This is a genomic window from Streptomyces sp. DH41 (assembly GCF_029813785.1).
Lineage (GTDB): Bacteria > Actinomycetota > Actinomycetes > Streptomycetales > Streptomycetaceae > Streptomyces.
This window is the reverse complement of record NZ_JARVKY010000020.1, coordinates 59,889-75,149: the sequence shown is the minus strand read 5'-3', so window position 1 is coordinate 75,149 and position 15,261 is coordinate 59,889. Positions and strand designations below refer to the sequence as shown.

Genomic DNA, 15,261 nt, shown 5'->3' with positions numbered 1-15,261 from the left:
GCCCTCCGCACCGTGCCGGCCCCCCGGCGGTGCCCGACACGGTAGGTTCACGGGCATGGCAGGCAGTACCCACACCGTGACGAATCAGGCCCCGCCGCTGGTCGGCTACGACGTCTTCACCGCCGACCGGGCCCTGACGGCCGCGGTCGAGCGGCATCTGGCACCGGAGCTGCGCGAGGAGGCGATGGCGGAGCTGTCGGGGCTGGGCCGCGGCTGCGGGTCGGCCCAGGTCCAGGAGTGGGGCGCGCTGGCCAACGAGAACCCGCCGGTCCTGCGCACCCACGACCGCTACGGCCACCGCGTCGACGAGGTCGGCTTCCACCCCGCCTGGCACCGGCTGCTCGGCAAAGGGGTGTCGGCGGGCCTGACCGCGGCCTGGTCCCGGCCGGGCGGCCATGTGCGGCGCGCCGCCGGTTTCCTCATGTGGACCCAGGCGGAGGCGGGCAACGGCTGCCCGCTGTCGATGACCCACGCGGCCGTGCCGGCCCTGCGCGCCGACCCGGAGCTCGCCGCCGAGTGGGAGCCCCGGCTGACCTCCCGGGTGTACGACCGGGAGCTGCGGCCGGCCCAGCTGAAGGCCGGCGCGCTGTTCGGGATGGGCATGACGGAGAAGCAGGGCGGCAGCGACGTACGGGCGAACACCACCTCGGCGCGCCCGCTGGCCGAGGACGGCACGTACGAGCTGACCGGGCACAAGTGGTTCTGCTCGGCGCCGATGTCGGACGGGTTCCTGGTGCTGGCCCGGGCCCCTGGGGGTACCGCCCGTGCCGAAGGCAACGGGGGAGGGCTGACCTGCTTCCTGGTGCCGCGCGTGCTGGCGGACGGTACCCGCAACGTGTTCCTGATCCAGCGGCTGAAGGACAAGCTGGGCAACCGGTCCAACGCCTCCGCCGAGGTCGAGTTCGCCGGGACCTGGGCGCGCCGGGTCGGCGAGGAGGGGCGCGGGGTGCGCACCATCATCGACATGGTGGCGGCGACCCGGCTCGACTGCGTGCTGGGTTCGGCGGGCCTGATGCGGCAGGCTGTGGCGCAGGCGGTGCACCACTGCGCGTACCGGGAGGCCTTCGGCGCGAAGCTGGTCGACCAGCCGCTGATGCGCAACGTCCTCGCGGACCTCGCGATCGAGTCGGAGGCGGCCACCACGCTCGCGCTGCGGCTGGCGGCGGCCTACGACGCCGCCCACGGCGAAGGCGGCGACGAGCGGGAGCGGGCGCTGCTGCGGATCGCGGTGCCGGCGGCCAAGTACTGGGTGACCAAGCGGTGTGCGCCCCTCGCGGTGGAGGCCGCCGAGTGCCTGGGCGGCAACGGTTACGTCGAGGAGTCGGGGATGCCCCGGCTGGTGCGCGAGTCGCCGCTGAACTCGATCTGGGAGGGCGCCGGCAACGTGCAGGCGCTGGACGTGCTGCGGGCGCTCGGGCGGGAGCCGCTCGCGATGGACGCGTATCTGACGGAGGTGGGCCTGGCACGCGGCGCCGATCACCGGCTGGACGCGGCCATCAGGGGCCTGCTGACGGAGCTGGCCGATCTGGAGGCCGCCGAGGGGCGGGCGCGGCGGCTGGTGGAGCGCCTCGCGCTGGTGCTCCAGGGCTCGCTGCTGGTCCGGTTCGCGCCGCCGGAGGTCGCCGACGCGTTCTGCGCCGCGCGGCTGGGCGGTGACGGGGGCGCGGCCTTCGGCACGCTGCCGCCCACGCTGGACCTGGCGTCCGTGGTGGAGCGGGCCCGTCCGGTGGCCGTGGCCTGATCCCGTCGGGTGGCGCGGGGGTGGTGCTGCGCCGACACGGCACCACCCCCACCACACAGGCCTGTTCAGGCCGCGTACGCCGCTCGGGGCGACGTGGTTCAAGTCTGGGCACCGGTCAGGCCGTCCACCAGGGTTGCAGGGGGTTGCAACTTGTCCCCGGTCGTGTGCGGACTGTGGCCGCGTGTCACGGGCAAGCGGTCAGTACCGGACGAACATCCGGGTGCCTGAACATCCGAGCATTCGAACATAACCGAGCATCCGGCTTCCGGGAGGACGGGACCAGTGGCGCTCTCGCCGATGGACGTGACTCAGTTCGCCGCTGTCGACGCGGCGCGTGCGGCGCGGATGCTCAGCGAGGTCCGGTCCGCGAAACTATCGGGCGGACGGGCACCCCTCGCGCCGCGGCCGGTGATCGAGCAGTCCTGGGACCGGGTGCTGCGCAGCGGTGTCGATCCCGAGCACGACTTCCGCTCCGGGCTGCTGGCCCCCGAGGAGGTACGGCGGCGCCGGGAGGCCTCGGCGCTGCGCCATGTGCTGCCCGTGCTGCGGGAGGGTCTGCTGTCGGTCGCGGACGTCGCGCACCACATCATGGTGGTCGCCGACGACGAGGGCCGGGTGCTGTGGCGGGAGGGCAGCGCGCGGGTGCTGCGCAAGGCCGACGTGCTCGGTTTTGAACTCGGGGCGGACTGGCGGGAAGAGGTGGTCGGCACCAACGGCATCGGCACGCCGGCGGTCACCCGGCGGCCCGTACAGGTCTTCGCCTCCGAGCACTTCGTCCGGTCGCAGGCGACCTGGACCTGCGCCGGAGCACCCATCACCGACCCGCGCAGCGGCCGTCTGCTCGGCGTGGTCGACGTGAGCGGGCCGCTGGAGACGATGCACCCGGCGACGCTCGCCTGGGTCGACTCGGTGGCCAGGCTCGCCGAGGCCCGGCTGCGTGAACTGCACGTGCGGTCGCTGGAGCGGCTGCGGGCGGTGGCCGCGCCGGTACTGGCACGGCTCGACGGGCGGGCCCTGGTGGCGGACCGGGAGGGCTGGACGGCGGCGGTGACCGGAATGCCGTACCTGGACCGGGTGGTGCTGCCCAAGTCCCCGGTGGCGGGGACGAGGTGGCTGCCGGGCTTCGGGGCGTGCACCGTGGAGCCGCTGGGCGAGGGCTGGTTGGTACGGGCCGCCGGGGGGCCGGTGCCGCGGGGCGCCGCACGGATCGTGCTGGACCTCGGGCAGCCGCGCCGCTGGTCGGTCCGGGTGCTGGGCGGCGCGGAGGACTGGGCCCGGGAACTGAGTCCCCGCCACGCCGAGTTGCTGTACCTGCTGGCCGTCCACCGCGCCGGCCGCAGCGCGGCGGAGCTGGCCGAGGACGTGTTCGGCGACCCGGCCCGCACGGTGACGGTACGGGCGGAGATGTCGCGGGTACGGAGGTACCTCGGGGCCTACCTGGAACACCGGCCGTATCGTTTCTGCGAAGACGCGGAGGTCGAGGTCGTCCTCCCCGACGACCCGCGCGGCCTGCTCCCCCACTCGACGGCACCGGCCGTGGCGGAGCGCCGGGCGGGGGCGCTGCCGGCACCCTGACAGCGACCAGCCGCAACGCCCGCACCCGCACCCGCACCCGCACCCGCACCCGCACCCGCACAATCCGAGCCGCCCGGGTGGCACCGCGCGCCGCACCGCCGGATGGCCGCCGATTGGCCACCGCATGGCCACCGCATGGCCGCCGGATGGCCGCAAAAACGGTTCGTTTTCGCATATTTGCACCGTCCGCGTCCGCGAACCCGTCCGTCTGTCGTAGCATCCTCTACGGACCGCCCCATCCGCTCCTCGGTCAACGTGGCCACCGTCGAGCCCAGTTGGTCCGGTGCCCGTGGAGGTTGTATGAAGCAGCGCGGCAGACACCGCCGACGCAGGCAGGGCAGGGCGCTGCGCGCCGCTCTGACCGGGGCGGCCCTCGCACTGACGGGTGCCGCCACGCTGATCAGCGCCTCGCAGGCCACGGTCGCCGACGACCCCGGCTCCCTCGAACCCCTCACCTCCGTCACCGAGACCGACGCGCTGCGGCTGACGGAGCACCGCGTGCCGTCGCCCTGGCTCGACCGGCTCTCCGCCGCGATGGGCGAACCGGTGGGCGTCGACACCGTCCTCGACTCCGCCGACCACACCCTGCGCGACGCCGCCGACTGCGCGACCGGGGACCGGGAGGCGCTGCCGGTCTCCCCCGCGGCCACCCGCGCCTACTGCTGGGAGGACGAAGACACCGAGGGCTGGCGTCCCGGCGCGGTCACCACCTCCGGGGACGCCGACGAGGACGGCCGCTGGGGCGCCCACCGCGTCATCCTCTCCGCCTGGTCCCGCGACGACGGCACGCCCGGGGGCGGTCTCGCCCGGGTCTCCTTCGTCGACGCCGACGACCCCGACCACCTCGACTACACCTCGGCACTCCTCGCCGTCCCGGTCGACGGCGGCCACAACTACCGAGGGCTCGCCTCCCCGGTCTCCGGCATGGTCTGGTACCAGGACAAACTGCTGGTCACCACCGGCGCCGGGGGCCGCGACGCCCTGTACGTGTACGACGTGGAGCGGATCCAGCGCGCCACCACCGACGCGGACGCCGTCGGGCGGGTGCCCGGAGGCTGGGCGGCGGACGGCCACCCGTACGTGCTGCCCGCCGTCGCCTCGTACCGGCTCTCCGGCGCCCAGGACGCCGCACGCCCGGCCGCGATCTCCCTGGACCGCGGCACGGCCCCCGACAGCCTGGTGGCGAGCGAGCGCGTACCCGCGGACGGCGACCGCCCCACCCGGCTGTGGCGCTACGCGTTCGGCACCGACCCGGACCGCACCGGACTGCCGGCCGCCGACTCCGCCGGGCACGTCGACGCGGTGGAGGCCTACGAGACGGGGGCGGCGGAGGTCGGGGGCGTGCTGTCGCATCGTCCGGCCGGCGCGGAACGGGCCGACTGGTATCTGGGACGCGCGGCCGGCGGACACGACGGGCGCGGGACCCTGTGGCGCCAGGACACGGAGGGCGCCCGGGCCACGGAGTGCGGGGCGGACCGCTCCCAGCGGTGCTGGAGCGGGCAGGCGGGCTCCCTGTCCTACTGGGCGCAGACCGGTGAGGTCTGGTCGCAGTCGGGCCGCATGCTGTTCGCGCTGCCGCTGACCTCGATCGAGGACGCGCTCGACTGACGGCCACCGGCCCCCCGCGCGGGGTGCGTCGAGGTCCCCGGGCCGCGCGGGCCCCCGCGTGGGCGGGGATCGACAGATCCGCGGACCGGATGATTCCCTGACCGTCATGACCCACATCGCCGTGACCACCTGGTCCCTGGAGCAGACGGCGCCGACCGATCTGCTGCCGGCCGCCGCACCGGAGGGGGACGTCCGGATCGTCCGCTCCGAGGTGCCCTCCCCCGAGTTCAGCCGCTTCCTGTACGCCTCGGTCGGTGGCGACATCCGCTGGACGGACCGGCTCGGCTGGAGCCACGCGCGCTGGCGGGAACACCTGGAGCGGCCCGGCGTGGAGACCTGGGTCGCCTACGACCACGGCACCCCCGCCGGGTACGTGGAGCTGACGTCCGGGGACGACGGGGTCGTGGAGATCGAGTACTTCGGCCTGATCCCGGCCTTCCGGGGCCGGCGCATCGGCGGCCACCTGCTCTCGTACGGCGCCGCCCGCGCCTGGGACCTGGCGGACCGGTGGCCCGGCCTGGCCACGACCAAGCGGGTGTGGCTGCACACGTGCAGCAAGGACGGCGCGTACGCGATGGACAACTACCGGCGCCGCGGCTTCCGCCTGTTCGACACCAAGGTCGAGGAGGAGGCGGAGGTGGCCACGCCGGGGCCCTGGCCCGGAGCGTTCCCCGCCTGACCGACCGACCGGCCACCGGCCCCTCCCCGGGGGCCGTCCTGTGACCCACGACACCCCTGTCTCGGTTCACGAGACAGGGGTGTCCACTTTCTGGACGAAGCTGGACTGTGTCCAGATCGCCGTGCCAGGCTTCCGCCATGCCTGGAACTGGAATTGCCTTGGTGAGTCGGCGGCACGTCGACCTCGGCCGCATGTCCAGCGCCATCTGTCCGGTCCGCTGAGAGCTCCCTCCAGCACTATCGGATTTCCCCCATTCGCCTGATTCCCGCGCAATGAAGCGCAGGGATGCCACACGCGTGCCATGCGCCATGCGTGCAGGTCAGAGCCGCTTTCCGTCTGCCTTGAAGGACGTGTCATCCATGGCCGCCACGCCGCCGAATCCTGCTGCCGCGACCCCCCGCCGCAAGGTGAGCCGTCACCGCGGCGAGGGTCAGTGGGCGGTCGGTCACTTCACCCCGCTCAACGGCAACGAGCAAGTCAAGAAGGACGACGACGGTCTCAATGTGCGGACACGTATTGAGACGATCTACTCCAAGCGGGGTTTCGACTCGATCGACCCCAGTGACCTGCGTGGACGGATGCGCTGGTGGGGGCTGTACACCCAGCGCAAGCAGGGCATCGACGGCGGAAAGACGGCCGTCCTGGAGCCGGAGGAGCTGGACGACAGCTACTTCATGCTGCGGGTCCGCATCGACGGCGGCGCGCTGACCACCGCGCAGCTGCGCGTCATCGGCGAGATCTCGCAGGAGTTCGCGCGCGGCACGGCCGACATCACCGACCGGCAGAACGTCCAGTACCACTGGATCCGCATCGAGGACGTGCCCGAGATCTGGGAGCGTCTGGAGGCCGTCGGCCTGTCCACGGTCACCGCCTGCGGCGACACACCCCGCGTGATGATCGGCTCCCCGGTCGCGGGCATCGCCGAGGACGAGATCATCGACGGCACGCCGGCCCTGGAGGAGATGAAGCGCCGGGTCCTGAACAACCCGGCGTACTCGAACCTCCCCCGGAAGTTCAAGACCGCGATCTCCGGGTCGCCGGTGCTGGACGTGGTGCACGAGATCAACGACGTGGCGTTCGTCGGCGTCGAACACCCCGAGCACGGGCCGGGCTTCGACCTGTGGGTCGGCGGCGGCCTGTCCACCAACCCCAAGCTGGGCGTGCGCCTCGGCGCCTGGGTGCCCATCGATGACGTGCCCGACGTCTACGAGGGCGTCATCTCCATCTTCCGCGACTACGGCTACCGGCGGCTGCGCAACCGCGCCCGCCTGAAGTTCCTGGTCGCCGACTGGGGCCCGGAGAAGTTCCGCCAGGTGCTGGAGGACGAGTACCTGAAGCGGAAGCTGACCGACGGACCGGCGCCCGCCGACCCGACCAGCCGCTGGCGCGACCACATCGGCGTGCACCGGCAGCGGGACGGCCGCTACTACGTCGGCTTCGCCCCGCGCGTCGGCCGCGTCGACGGCACGATCCTGACGAAGGTCGCCGACCTGGCGGAGGCGCACGGCTCGGGCCGGGTGCGCACCACGGTCGAGCAGAAGATGATCGTCCTCGATGTCGAGGAGGGGCAGGTCGACTCCCTGGTGGAGTCCCTGGAGGCGCTGGACCTCACCGCCCGGCCCTCCACCTTCCGGCGCGGCACCATGGCCTGCACCGGCATCGAGTTCTGCAAGCTCGCCATCGTCGAGACCAAGGCGCGCGGCGCCTCGCTGATCGACGAGCTGGAGCGCCGCCTCCCGGAGTTCGACGAGCCCCTCACCATCAACCTCAACGGCTGCCCGAACGCCTGCGCCCGCATCCAGACCGCGGACATCGGTCTCAAGGGCCAGCTGGTCCTGAACGACCGGGGCGAGCAGGTCGAGGGCTATCAGGTGCACCTGGGCGGCGCGCTCGGCCTGGAACCGGGCTTCGGCCGCAAGGTGCGCGGCCTGAAGGTCACGGCGGAGGAGCTGCCGGACTACGTGGAGCGCGTTCTGACGCGCTACCAGGCCGAGCGCGAGGACGGCGAGCGCTTCGCCACCTGGGCGGCCCGCGCCTCCGAGGAGGCCCTGTCGTGAGCGAGCGCGCCGCGCCCTTCTACTGCCCCTACTGCGGCGACGAGGACCTGCGTCCGGGTGAGCAGGGCCATGGCGCCTGGGAATGCGGGGCGTGCAACCGCGCATTCCAGTTGAAGTTCCTCGGACTGCTCGCCCGAGGTCTTCAGCCCAACTCCACGGGAGGGGAACCGATATGACGGCGGTTCAGGAAGAACGTACGACCGGGGATCTCAAGGCGCTCGCCGAGCGGGCGGGCCGTGAGCTGGAGGACGCCTCCGCCCTGGAGATCCTCCGGTGGGCCGCCGAGACGTTCGGCAGCCGCTTCTGCGTGACCTCCTCGATGGAGGACGCGGTCGTCGCCCACCTCGCCTCCCGCGCACTGCCCGGCGTGGACGTGGTGTTCCTCGACACCGGCTACCACTTCCCGGAGACCATCGGCACCCGGGACGCGGTGGAGGCCGTGATGGACGTCAACGTCATCACGCTCACCCCGCGCCAGACGGTCGCCGAGCAGGACGCCGAGTACGGCCCGAAGCTGCACGACCGCGACCCCGACCTGTGCTGCGCGCTGCGGAAGGTGCGTCCGCTGGAGGAAGGCCTGAAGGGCTACCAGGCCTGGGCGACCGGTCTGCGCCGCGACGAGTCCGAGACCCGGGCGAACACTCCGGTGGTCGGCTGGGACGAGAAGCGGGGGAAGGTGAAGGTCTCCCCCATCGCACGGTGGTCACAGGAAGATGTGCAAGCGTACGTCGCCGAGCACGGGGTCCTCACCAACCCGCTGCTGATGGACGGCTATGCCTCCGTGGGCTGCGCGCCCTGCACCCGCCGTGTGCTGGAGGGCGAGGACTCCCGCGCCGGACGCTGGGCGGGCCGCTCCAAGACCGAGTGCGGACTGCACGGCTGACATGACGACGACCACCGGACCTTCGAGAACCAGGGAGAACCACGTGACGACCGGAGCCACCGTCTGGCTCACGGGTCTGCCGAGCGCCGGCAAGACCACCATCGCCCACGAACTGGCCGGCCGGCTCCGCGAGCAGGGCCACCGCGTCGAGGTCCTGGACGGCGACGAGATCCGCGAGTTCCTCTCGGCGGGCCTCGGCTTCGACCGTGCGGACCGGCACACCAACGTGCAGCGCATCGGTTTCGTCGCCGAACTGCTCGCCCGCAACGGCGTCACGGCGCTGGTCCCGGTGATCGCGCCGTACGCGGACAGCCGGGACGCGGTCCGGGGGCGCCACGAGGCGAACGGCACGGCCTACGTGGAGGTGCACGTGGCCACCCCGGTCGAGGTGTGTTCGGTGCGCGACGTGAAGGGCCTGTACGCCAAGCAGGCCGCGGGTGAGCTGACGGGGCTCACCGGCGTCGACGACCCGTACGAGGAGCCCGTCAAGCCCGACCTGCGCATCGAGTCGCAGGACCAGACCGTCCAGGAGTCCGCCGCGGCGGTCCACGCCCTGCTCACCGAAAGGGGACTGGCATGACGACGACCGTGGCCACAGTGGAGAAGGGTTCGGCCGGCCCGTACGCCCTCTCCCACCTCGACGCCCTCGAGTCCGAGGCGGTGCACATCTTCCGCGAGGTGGCGGGCGAGTTCGAACGGCCGGTGATCCTCTTCTCCGGCGGCAAGGACTCCATCCTCATGCTGCACCTGGCGCTGAAGGCGTTCGCCCCCGCCGCGGTGCCGTTCTCCCTGCTGCACGTGGACACCGGGCACAACTTCCCCGAGGTCCTCGACTACCGCGACCGTACGGTGGAGAAGCACGGGCTGCGGCTGCACGTCGCCTCCGTGCAGGACTACATCGACCGGGGGGTGCTGCGCGAGCGGCCCGACGGGACGCGCAACCCGCTGCAGACGCTGCCGCTGACCGAGAAGATCCAGGCGGAGAAGTTCGACGCCGTCTTCGGCGGCGGGCGCCGCGACGAGGAGAAGGCGCGGGCGAAGGAGCGGGTGTTCTCGCTGCGGGACGAGTTCTCCCAGTGGGACCCGCGCCGCCAGCGCCCCGAGCTGTGGAACCTGTACAACGGCCGGCACGCCCCCGGCGAGCACGTCCGGGTCTTCCCGCTGTCCAACTGGACCGAGCTCGACGTGTGGCAGTACATCGCCCGCGAGGGCATCGAACTGCCGGCGATCTACTACGCCCACGAGCGCGAGGTCTTCGGGCGCGGCGGGATGTGGCTGACGGCCGGCGAGTGGGGCGGGCCGAAGGACGACGAGACGGTGGTCAAGCGGCGGGTGCGCTACCGCACCGTCGGCGACATGTCCTGCACCGGAGCCGTCGACTCGGACGCCGACAGCATCGAGAAGGTGATCGCCGAGATCGCCGTCTCCCGGCTCACCGAGCGCGGCGCCACCCGCGCCGACGACAAGATGTCCGAGGCCGCGATGGAAGACCGCAAGCGCGAGGGGTACTTCTAAAGATGACCAGCACCATCGAACCCACCGAGCCGCCGGCGGCCTGGCAGCTCTCGGAGACCACCCTGCTGCGGTTCGCCACCGCCGGGTCCGTCGACGACGGCAAGTCCACCCTGGTCGGCCGTCTGCTGCACGACTCCAAGTCGGTCCTCGTCGACCAGCTGGAGGCCGTTGAGCGGGCCTCCGCGAGCCGCGGCCAGGAGGCCCCGGACCTCGCGCTGCTCACCGACGGCCTGCGGGCCGAGCGCGAGCAGGGCATCACCATCGACGTGGCCTACCGCTACTTCGCCACCCCGCGCCGCCGGTTCATCCTGGCCGACACCCCCGGGCACGTGCAGTACACCCGGAACATGGTCACCGGCGCCTCCACGGCCGAGCTGACGGTGATCCTGGTCGACGCCCGCAACGGCGTGGTCGAGCAGACCCGCCGGCACGCCGCGATCGCCGCCCTGCTGCGGGTCCCGCACGTCGTCCTCGCCGTCAACAAGATGGACCTGGTCGACTACGAGGAGCCCGTGTTCGCCGCCATCGCCGAGGAGTTCACGGCGTACGCGACCGAGCTGGGCGTCCCGGAGGTCACCGCGATCCCCATCTCGGCACTCGCCGGTGACAACGTGGTGGAGCCGTCCGCGACGATGGACTGGTACGGCGGCCCGACCGTGCTGGAGCACCTGGAGACCGTCCCGGTCAGCCACGACCTGGCGCACTGCCACGCCCGGCTGCCCGTGCAGTACGTGATCCGGCCGCAGTCCGCCGAGCACCCCGACTACCGCGGCTACGCGGGCCAGATCGCCGCCGGCACCTTCCGCGTCGGCGACGAGGTCACCGTCCTGCCCTCGGGCCGTACCTCGACGGTGTCCGGCATCGACCTGCTGGGCGAACCGGTCGACGTCGCCTGGACGCCGCAGTCGGTGACGCTGCTGCTCCAGGACGACATCGACGTCTCGCGCGGCGACCTGATCGTGCCCAGCAAGGACGCGCCGGCCACCACCCAGGACGTCGAGGCCACCGTCTGCCACGTCGCCGACACGCCGCTCACCGTCGGCCACCGGGTCCTGCTCAAGCACGGCACCCGCACGGTCAAGGCGATCGTCAAGGACATCCCGGCCCGGCTCACCCTGGACGACCTGTCGCTGCACCCGCACCCCGGGCAGCTCGCCGCCAACGACATCGGCCGGGTGAAGATCCGTACGGCGGAGCCGCTGCCCGCCGACTCCTACGCCGACTCGCGCCGCACCGGTTCGTTCATCCTGATCGACCCGAGCGACGGCACCACGCTCACCGCCGGCATGGCCGGTGAGTCCTTCGCCACGCCGGAGCCGGTCAAGGACGAGGCGGACGACGGGTGGGACTTCTGAGCATGTGCTCCCCCGACTTCTACTCCACGTTCGCGAAGGAGGGCGGCCGCGTAGGCAGCGGCGTCCTCGGCAGCGGGCAGGGCGGAGTGGCGCGATGTGCGCGCTGACGTACGCGCACCGCACGCGCGCCCACGCCCCCCACCCGCACAGCCGAAGACCTGCCGACCTCCCGGCCACGACCTGAACCTCGGACGAACCGACAGGCGTGACCGCCGGGCCAACGAGAGGAACACCTCCCGTGCCTGCCACCACCGCCCCGCGCCGCGCCCTCGCGGTCCTTGCCGCCCTCCCGCTGCTGGCCCTCGCCGGCTGCGGGTACGGCTCGCAGGCCAAGGACGACGACACCGCGAAGGTCGCGGCGGGCGCCGAGAAGATCGACGGTCTCGACTCCGTCCGGATCGGCTACTTCGGCAACGTCACCCACGCGACTCCCCTGGTCGGCAACCAGAAGGGCTTCTTCCAGAAGGAGCTGGGCGCCACCGAGGCGAAATACGCGGTCTTCAACGCGGGCCCGTCCGAGATCGAGGCGCTGAACTCCGGCTCGATCGACATCGGCTGGATCGGCCCGTCCCCGGCGATCAACGGCTACGCCAAGTCGGACGGCAAGAACCTGCGCATCATCGGCGGTTCGGCCTCCGGCGGGGTGAAGCTGGTGGTGAACCCGGACAAGATCAAGTCGTTGAAGGACGTCAAGGGCAAGCGCATCGCCACCCCGCAACTGGGCAACACCCAGGACGTCGCGTTCCTCAACTGGATCGCCGAGCAGGGCTGGAAGGTCGACGCGCAGAGCGGCAAGGGCGACGTGACGGTCGTCCGCAGTGACAACAAGGTGACACCGAACGCCTTCAAGTCCGGGTCCGTCGACGGCGCGTGGGTGCCGGAGCCCACCGCGTCCCGGCTGGTCGCCCAGGGCGGCGAGGTGCTGCTGGACGAGTCGACGCTGTGGCCGGACGAGGAGTTCGTGATCACGAACATCATCGTGCGGCAGGAGTTCCTCGAGGAGCACCCGAAGGCCGTCGAGGCGGTGCTGAAGGCCTCCGTGGACACCAACGAGTGGATCGGGGCCAACCCCGACGACGCCAAGGCCGCGGCCAACAAGCAGTTGGAGAAGGACACCGGCAAGGCGCTGCCGGCCGACGTCCTGGACCCGGCGTGGAAGTCGATCCGGCTGACCGACGACCCGCTGGCCGCCACCCTCGACGCCCAGGCGGAGCACGCCGTCACGGCGGGCCTGCTGGAGCAGCCCGACCTCGAGGGCATCTACGACCTCACGCTGCTCAACAAGGTCCTCGAGGCCAAGGGCGAACCCGCGGTCGACGACGCCGGTCTCGGCGTCCAGTAGGCCCGGATCCCGACCATTCCCCAGGAGGTGACGACCATGGCCACGACCACGACCCTCGCCAAGGCCGACGAGGGCACCGCGGCGGACACGCACGCCGCCCGGATCGAGCACGTCTCCAAGTCGTTTCCGGGCCCCGCCGGGCAGCAGCTCGTGCTGGACGACATCACCCTCGATGTCGCGCCCGGCGAGTTCGTCACCCTCCTGGGGGCCTCCGGCTGCGGCAAGTCCACGCTGCTGAACCTGGTGGCGGGCCTGGACAAGCCGAGCGCCGGCGCGATCACCACGGACGGGCGGCCGGCCCTGATGTTCCAGGAGCACGCGCTGTTCCCGTGGCTGACCGCGGGCAAGAACATCGAACTCGCCCTGAAACTGCGGGGCGTGGCCAAGTCCGAGCGCCGCGACAAGGCGGAGGAACTGCTCGAACTCGTCCGGCTGAAGGGCGCGTACGGCAAGCGGGTGCACGAGCTGTCGGGCGGTATGCGCCAGCGGGTCGCGATGGCCCGGGCGCTCGCCCAGGAGAGCAGGCTGCTGCTGATGGACGAGCCGTTCGCGGCGCTGGACGCCATCACACGGGACGTGCTGCACGACGAACTGACGCGGATCTGGCGCGAGACGCGGCTCTCCGTCCTGTTCGTCACGCACAACGTCCGCGAGGCCGTGCGGCTCGCCGAGCGGGTGGTGCTGCTGTCCTCCCGTCCCGGGCGGGTGGCCCGCGAGTGGACGGTCGGCATCCCGCATCCGCGCCGCATCGAGGACACCGCCGTGGCGGAGCTCTCCGTCGAGATCACCGAAGAACTGCGTGGGGAGATCCGCCGCCATGGCCAGCACTGACACGAAGCACTCCCCGGGGGGCGGCGCCAAGGACGGCGGCCCCGGGAGCGAAGGCTCCGGTGACGGCGGCGATCTCGCCGGTCTGGAGGCGGGCCTGGACGCGCTGGAGACGGTGCAGCGGGGCCGCACACCCTTCCGGCAGACCTTCGTGGAGAAGATCCTGCCGCCCACCGTCGCCGTGGTCCTGGTGATCGCGGTGTGGCAGGGGCTCGTCTCCTTCGAGATCGTCGACGACCCGACCAAGCTGCCCGCCCCGTCCGACGTGTGGGACGTGGTCCACCAGGCCTGGCTCCAGGGCGAGCTGCTCGGCTACATCTGGACCAGCGTCTCGCGCGGCCTGCTCGGCTTCTGCTTCGCCCTGCTGATCGGTACCCCGCTGGGACTGCTGGTGGCGCGGGTGAAGTTCGTACGCGCGGCGATCGGCCCGATCCTCTCCGGCCTCCAGTCGCTGCCGTCGGTGGCCTGGGTGCCGCCGGCGGTGATCTGGCTGGGCCTGAACAACTCGATGATGTACGCCGTCATCCTGCTCGGCGCGGTGCCGTCCATCGCCAACGGCCTGGTGTCGGGCGTCGACCAGGTGTCCCCGATCTTCCTGCGCGCGGGCCGCACGCTGGGCGCGACGGGGCTGAAGGGCACGTGGCACATCGTGCTGCCGGCCGCGCTGCCCGGCTATGTGGCGGGTCTGAAGCAGGGCTGGGCCTTCTCCTGGCGCTCGCTGATGGCCGCCGAGATCATCGCCTCCTTCCCCGACCTCGGGGTGGGCCTCGGTCAGCTGCTGGAGAACGGCCGCAACGCCAGCGACATGGCGATGGTGTTCGAGGCCATCCTGCTGATCCTGTTCGTCGGTATCGCGATCGACCTGCTGATCTTCAGCCCGCTGGAGCGGTGGGTGCTGCGCAGCCGCGGTCTGCTGGTGAGGAGCTGACAGCCATCATGTCCGCGCCGGTTCTCCTGGTCATCGCCCACGGCAGCCGCGACCCGCGGCACGCCGCCACCGTGCACGCCCTGGTGCGCCGGGTCAGGTCGCTGCGCCCGGAGGTACGGGTGGAGACCGGCTTCCTGGACTTCAACGTCCCCTCGGTGCGGGGGGTACTGGAATCCCTGGAGACGGAGGGCGTACGGGACGTCGTGGCGCTGCCGCTGCTGCTGACCCGCGCCTTCCACGCCAAGGCGGACATCCCGGCGGTCCTCGCGGACGCGCCCCCGCGGCTGCGGATCCGGCAGGCCGAGGTGCTCGGCCCCTCCCCGCTGCTGCGCTCCGCGCTGGAGCGGCGCCTGTACGAGGCGGGTCTGACGCCCGCCGACAAGTCCTCGACCGGGGTCGTACTGGCCTCGGCGGGGTCCACCGACCCGGAGGCGATCGCGGTGATCGCAGAAATCGCGCGGGAGTGGCGGCACACCGGTTGGTGCGCCGTGCGGCCCGCGTTCGCCTCCGCATCCCTTCCGCGCACCGAGGACGCGGTGCGCGAGCTGCGGGAACTGGGCTGCGCACGCGTCGCCGTGGCGCCGTACGTCCTGGCCCCCGGTTTCCTGCCGGACCGCATCGCGCGGGGCGCTGCCGAGGCCGACGTACTGGCGGACGTGCTCGGTCCCTCGCCGGAGGTGGCGCGGGTGGTGCTGGACCGGTACGACGAGGCGCGGATGCCGGTGCTGGCGGCGGTCGGGGCCTGAGCCT

The 15,261-nt window shown here is 72.2% G+C and carries 15 protein-coding genes; all 15 read left to right on the top strand.

Features of this window, described 5'->3' with window-relative positions; all coding sequences use genetic code 11:
• Positions 1 to 55 precede the first annotated feature (55 nt).
• The 15 genes from QC283_RS28305 (at position 56) to QC283_RS28240 (ending at position 15,257) form a co-directional block, all read left to right on the top strand.
• Positions 56 to 1,741 (top strand): acyl-CoA dehydrogenase family protein, encoded by a 1,686-nt coding sequence (locus QC283_RS28305; protein WP_279564539.1) that lies wholly within the window; start codon positions 56 to 58, stop codon positions 1,739 to 1,741.
• A gap of 282 nt (positions 1,742 to 2,023) precedes the next feature.
• Complete coding sequence (locus QC283_RS28300) at positions 2,024 to 3,316, top strand: helix-turn-helix domain-containing protein (RefSeq protein WP_279564538.1); 1,293 nt, start codon at positions 2,024 to 2,026, stop codon at positions 3,314 to 3,316.
• Positions 3,317 to 3,616: 300 nt separating this feature from the next.
• Positions 3,617 to 4,924 carry a hypothetical protein gene (locus QC283_RS28295; RefSeq protein WP_279564537.1) on the top strand — a complete coding sequence of 436 codons (1,308 nt, stop codon included), beginning with the start codon at positions 3,617 to 3,619 and terminating at the stop codon, positions 4,922 to 4,924.
• Between the two features lie 106 nt (positions 4,925 to 5,030).
• Positions 5,031 to 5,603, top strand: a complete 573-nt coding sequence (locus QC283_RS28290) for a GNAT family N-acetyltransferase (RefSeq protein WP_279564536.1) — start codon at positions 5,031 to 5,033, stop codon at positions 5,601 to 5,603.
• Positions 5,604 to 5,740: 137 nt separating this feature from the next.
• A complete protein-coding gene (locus tag QC283_RS39655; protein ID WP_351391960.1) occupies positions 5,741 to 5,824 on the top strand; it encodes a putative leader peptide in 84 nt (27 codons plus the stop codon).
• A 138-nt stretch (positions 5,825 to 5,962) separates the two neighbouring features.
• Positions 5,963 to 7,660 carry a sulfite reductase SirA gene (gene sirA / locus QC283_RS28285; RefSeq protein WP_279564535.1) on the top strand — a complete coding sequence of 566 codons (1,698 nt, stop codon included), beginning with the start codon at positions 5,963 to 5,965 and terminating at the stop codon, positions 7,658 to 7,660.
• Positions 7,657 to 7,836, top strand: a complete 180-nt coding sequence (locus tag QC283_RS28280) for a hypothetical protein (RefSeq protein WP_003972819.1) — start codon at positions 7,657 to 7,659, stop codon at positions 7,834 to 7,836. Before sirA ends, QC283_RS28280 begins: the two co-directional genes overlap by 4 nt.
• The gene (locus QC283_RS28275) at positions 7,833 to 8,543 is read left to right on the top strand and encodes a phosphoadenylyl-sulfate reductase (RefSeq protein WP_279564534.1); all 711 of its coding nucleotides are present in this window, start codon (positions 7,833 to 7,835) and stop codon (positions 8,541 to 8,543) included. The genes QC283_RS28280 and QC283_RS28275 overlap by 4 nt, the downstream gene beginning before the upstream one ends.
• A gap of 1 nt (position 8,544) precedes the next feature.
• Complete coding sequence (cysC, locus tag QC283_RS28270) at positions 8,545 to 9,123, top strand: adenylyl-sulfate kinase (protein ID WP_279564533.1); 579 nt, start codon at positions 8,545 to 8,547, stop codon at positions 9,121 to 9,123.
• Positions 9,120 to 10,058 carry a sulfate adenylyltransferase subunit CysD gene (cysD, locus tag QC283_RS28265; RefSeq protein ID WP_279564532.1) on the top strand — a complete coding sequence of 313 codons (939 nt, stop codon included), beginning with the start codon at positions 9,120 to 9,122 and terminating at the stop codon, positions 10,056 to 10,058. The genes cysC and cysD overlap by 4 nt, the downstream gene beginning before the upstream one ends.
• A 2-nt stretch (positions 10,059 to 10,060) precedes the next feature.
• Positions 10,061 to 11,413, top strand: coding sequence for a sulfate adenylyltransferase subunit 1 (locus QC283_RS28260; RefSeq protein ID WP_279564531.1), 1,353 nt, complete (start codon positions 10,061 to 10,063; stop codon positions 11,411 to 11,413).
• Positions 11,414 to 11,651: 238 nt separating this feature from the next.
• On the top strand, positions 11,652 to 12,755 hold the full coding sequence (locus QC283_RS28255; RefSeq protein ID WP_279564530.1) for an aliphatic sulfonate ABC transporter substrate-binding protein: 1,104 nt from the start codon (positions 11,652 to 11,654) through the stop codon (positions 12,753 to 12,755).
• A gap of 36 nt (positions 12,756 to 12,791) precedes the next feature.
• Entirely contained in the window at positions 12,792 to 13,586 is a 795-nt protein-coding gene (locus tag QC283_RS28250; RefSeq protein WP_279564529.1) for an ABC transporter ATP-binding protein, read from the top strand.
• A complete protein-coding gene (locus QC283_RS28245) occupies positions 13,573 to 14,511 on the top strand; it encodes an ABC transporter permease (RefSeq protein ID WP_279564527.1) in 939 nt (312 codons plus the stop codon). The genes QC283_RS28250 and QC283_RS28245 overlap by 14 nt, the downstream gene beginning before the upstream one ends.
• A gap of 8 nt (positions 14,512 to 14,519) precedes the next feature.
• Positions 14,520 to 15,257, top strand: coding sequence for a sirohydrochlorin chelatase (locus QC283_RS28240; protein ID WP_279564526.1), 738 nt, complete (start codon positions 14,520 to 14,522; stop codon positions 15,255 to 15,257).
• Positions 15,258 to 15,261: the final 4 nt, after the last annotated feature.

Bases quoted from the DNA above. Each gene is read 5' to 3' on its own strand.
- QC283_RS28305 (WP_279564539.1), top strand. From the start codon at position 56: ATGGCAGGCAGTACCCACACCGTGACGAATCAGGCCCCGCCGCTGGTC.
- QC283_RS28295 (WP_279564537.1), top strand. From the start codon at position 3,617: ATGAAGCAGCGCGGCAGACACCGCCGACGCAGGCAGGGCAGGGCGCTG.
- QC283_RS28290 (WP_279564536.1), top strand. From the start codon at position 5,031: ATGACCCACATCGCCGTGACCACCTGGTCCCTGGAGCAGACGGCGCCG.
- QC283_RS39655 (WP_351391960.1), top strand. From the start codon at position 5,741: ATGCCTGGAACTGGAATTGCCTTGGTGAGTCGGCGGCACGTCGACCTC.
- sirA (WP_279564535.1), top strand. From the start codon at position 5,963: ATGGCCGCCACGCCGCCGAATCCTGCTGCCGCGACCCCCCGCCGCAAG.
- QC283_RS28275 (WP_279564534.1), top strand. From the start codon at position 7,833: ATGACGGCGGTTCAGGAAGAACGTACGACCGGGGATCTCAAGGCGCTC.
- cysC (WP_279564533.1), top strand. From the start codon at position 8,545: ATGACGACGACCACCGGACCTTCGAGAACCAGGGAGAACCACGTGACG.
- cysD (WP_279564532.1), top strand. From the start codon at position 9,120: ATGACGACGACCGTGGCCACAGTGGAGAAGGGTTCGGCCGGCCCGTAC.
- QC283_RS28260 (WP_279564531.1), top strand. From the start codon at position 10,061: ATGACCAGCACCATCGAACCCACCGAGCCGCCGGCGGCCTGGCAGCTC.
- QC283_RS28250 (WP_279564529.1), top strand. From the start codon at position 12,792: ATGGCCACGACCACGACCCTCGCCAAGGCCGACGAGGGCACCGCGGCG.
- QC283_RS28245 (WP_279564527.1), top strand. From the start codon at position 13,573: ATGGCCAGCACTGACACGAAGCACTCCCCGGGGGGCGGCGCCAAGGAC.
- QC283_RS28240 (WP_279564526.1), top strand. From the start codon at position 14,520: ATGTCCGCGCCGGTTCTCCTGGTCATCGCCCACGGCAGCCGCGACCCG.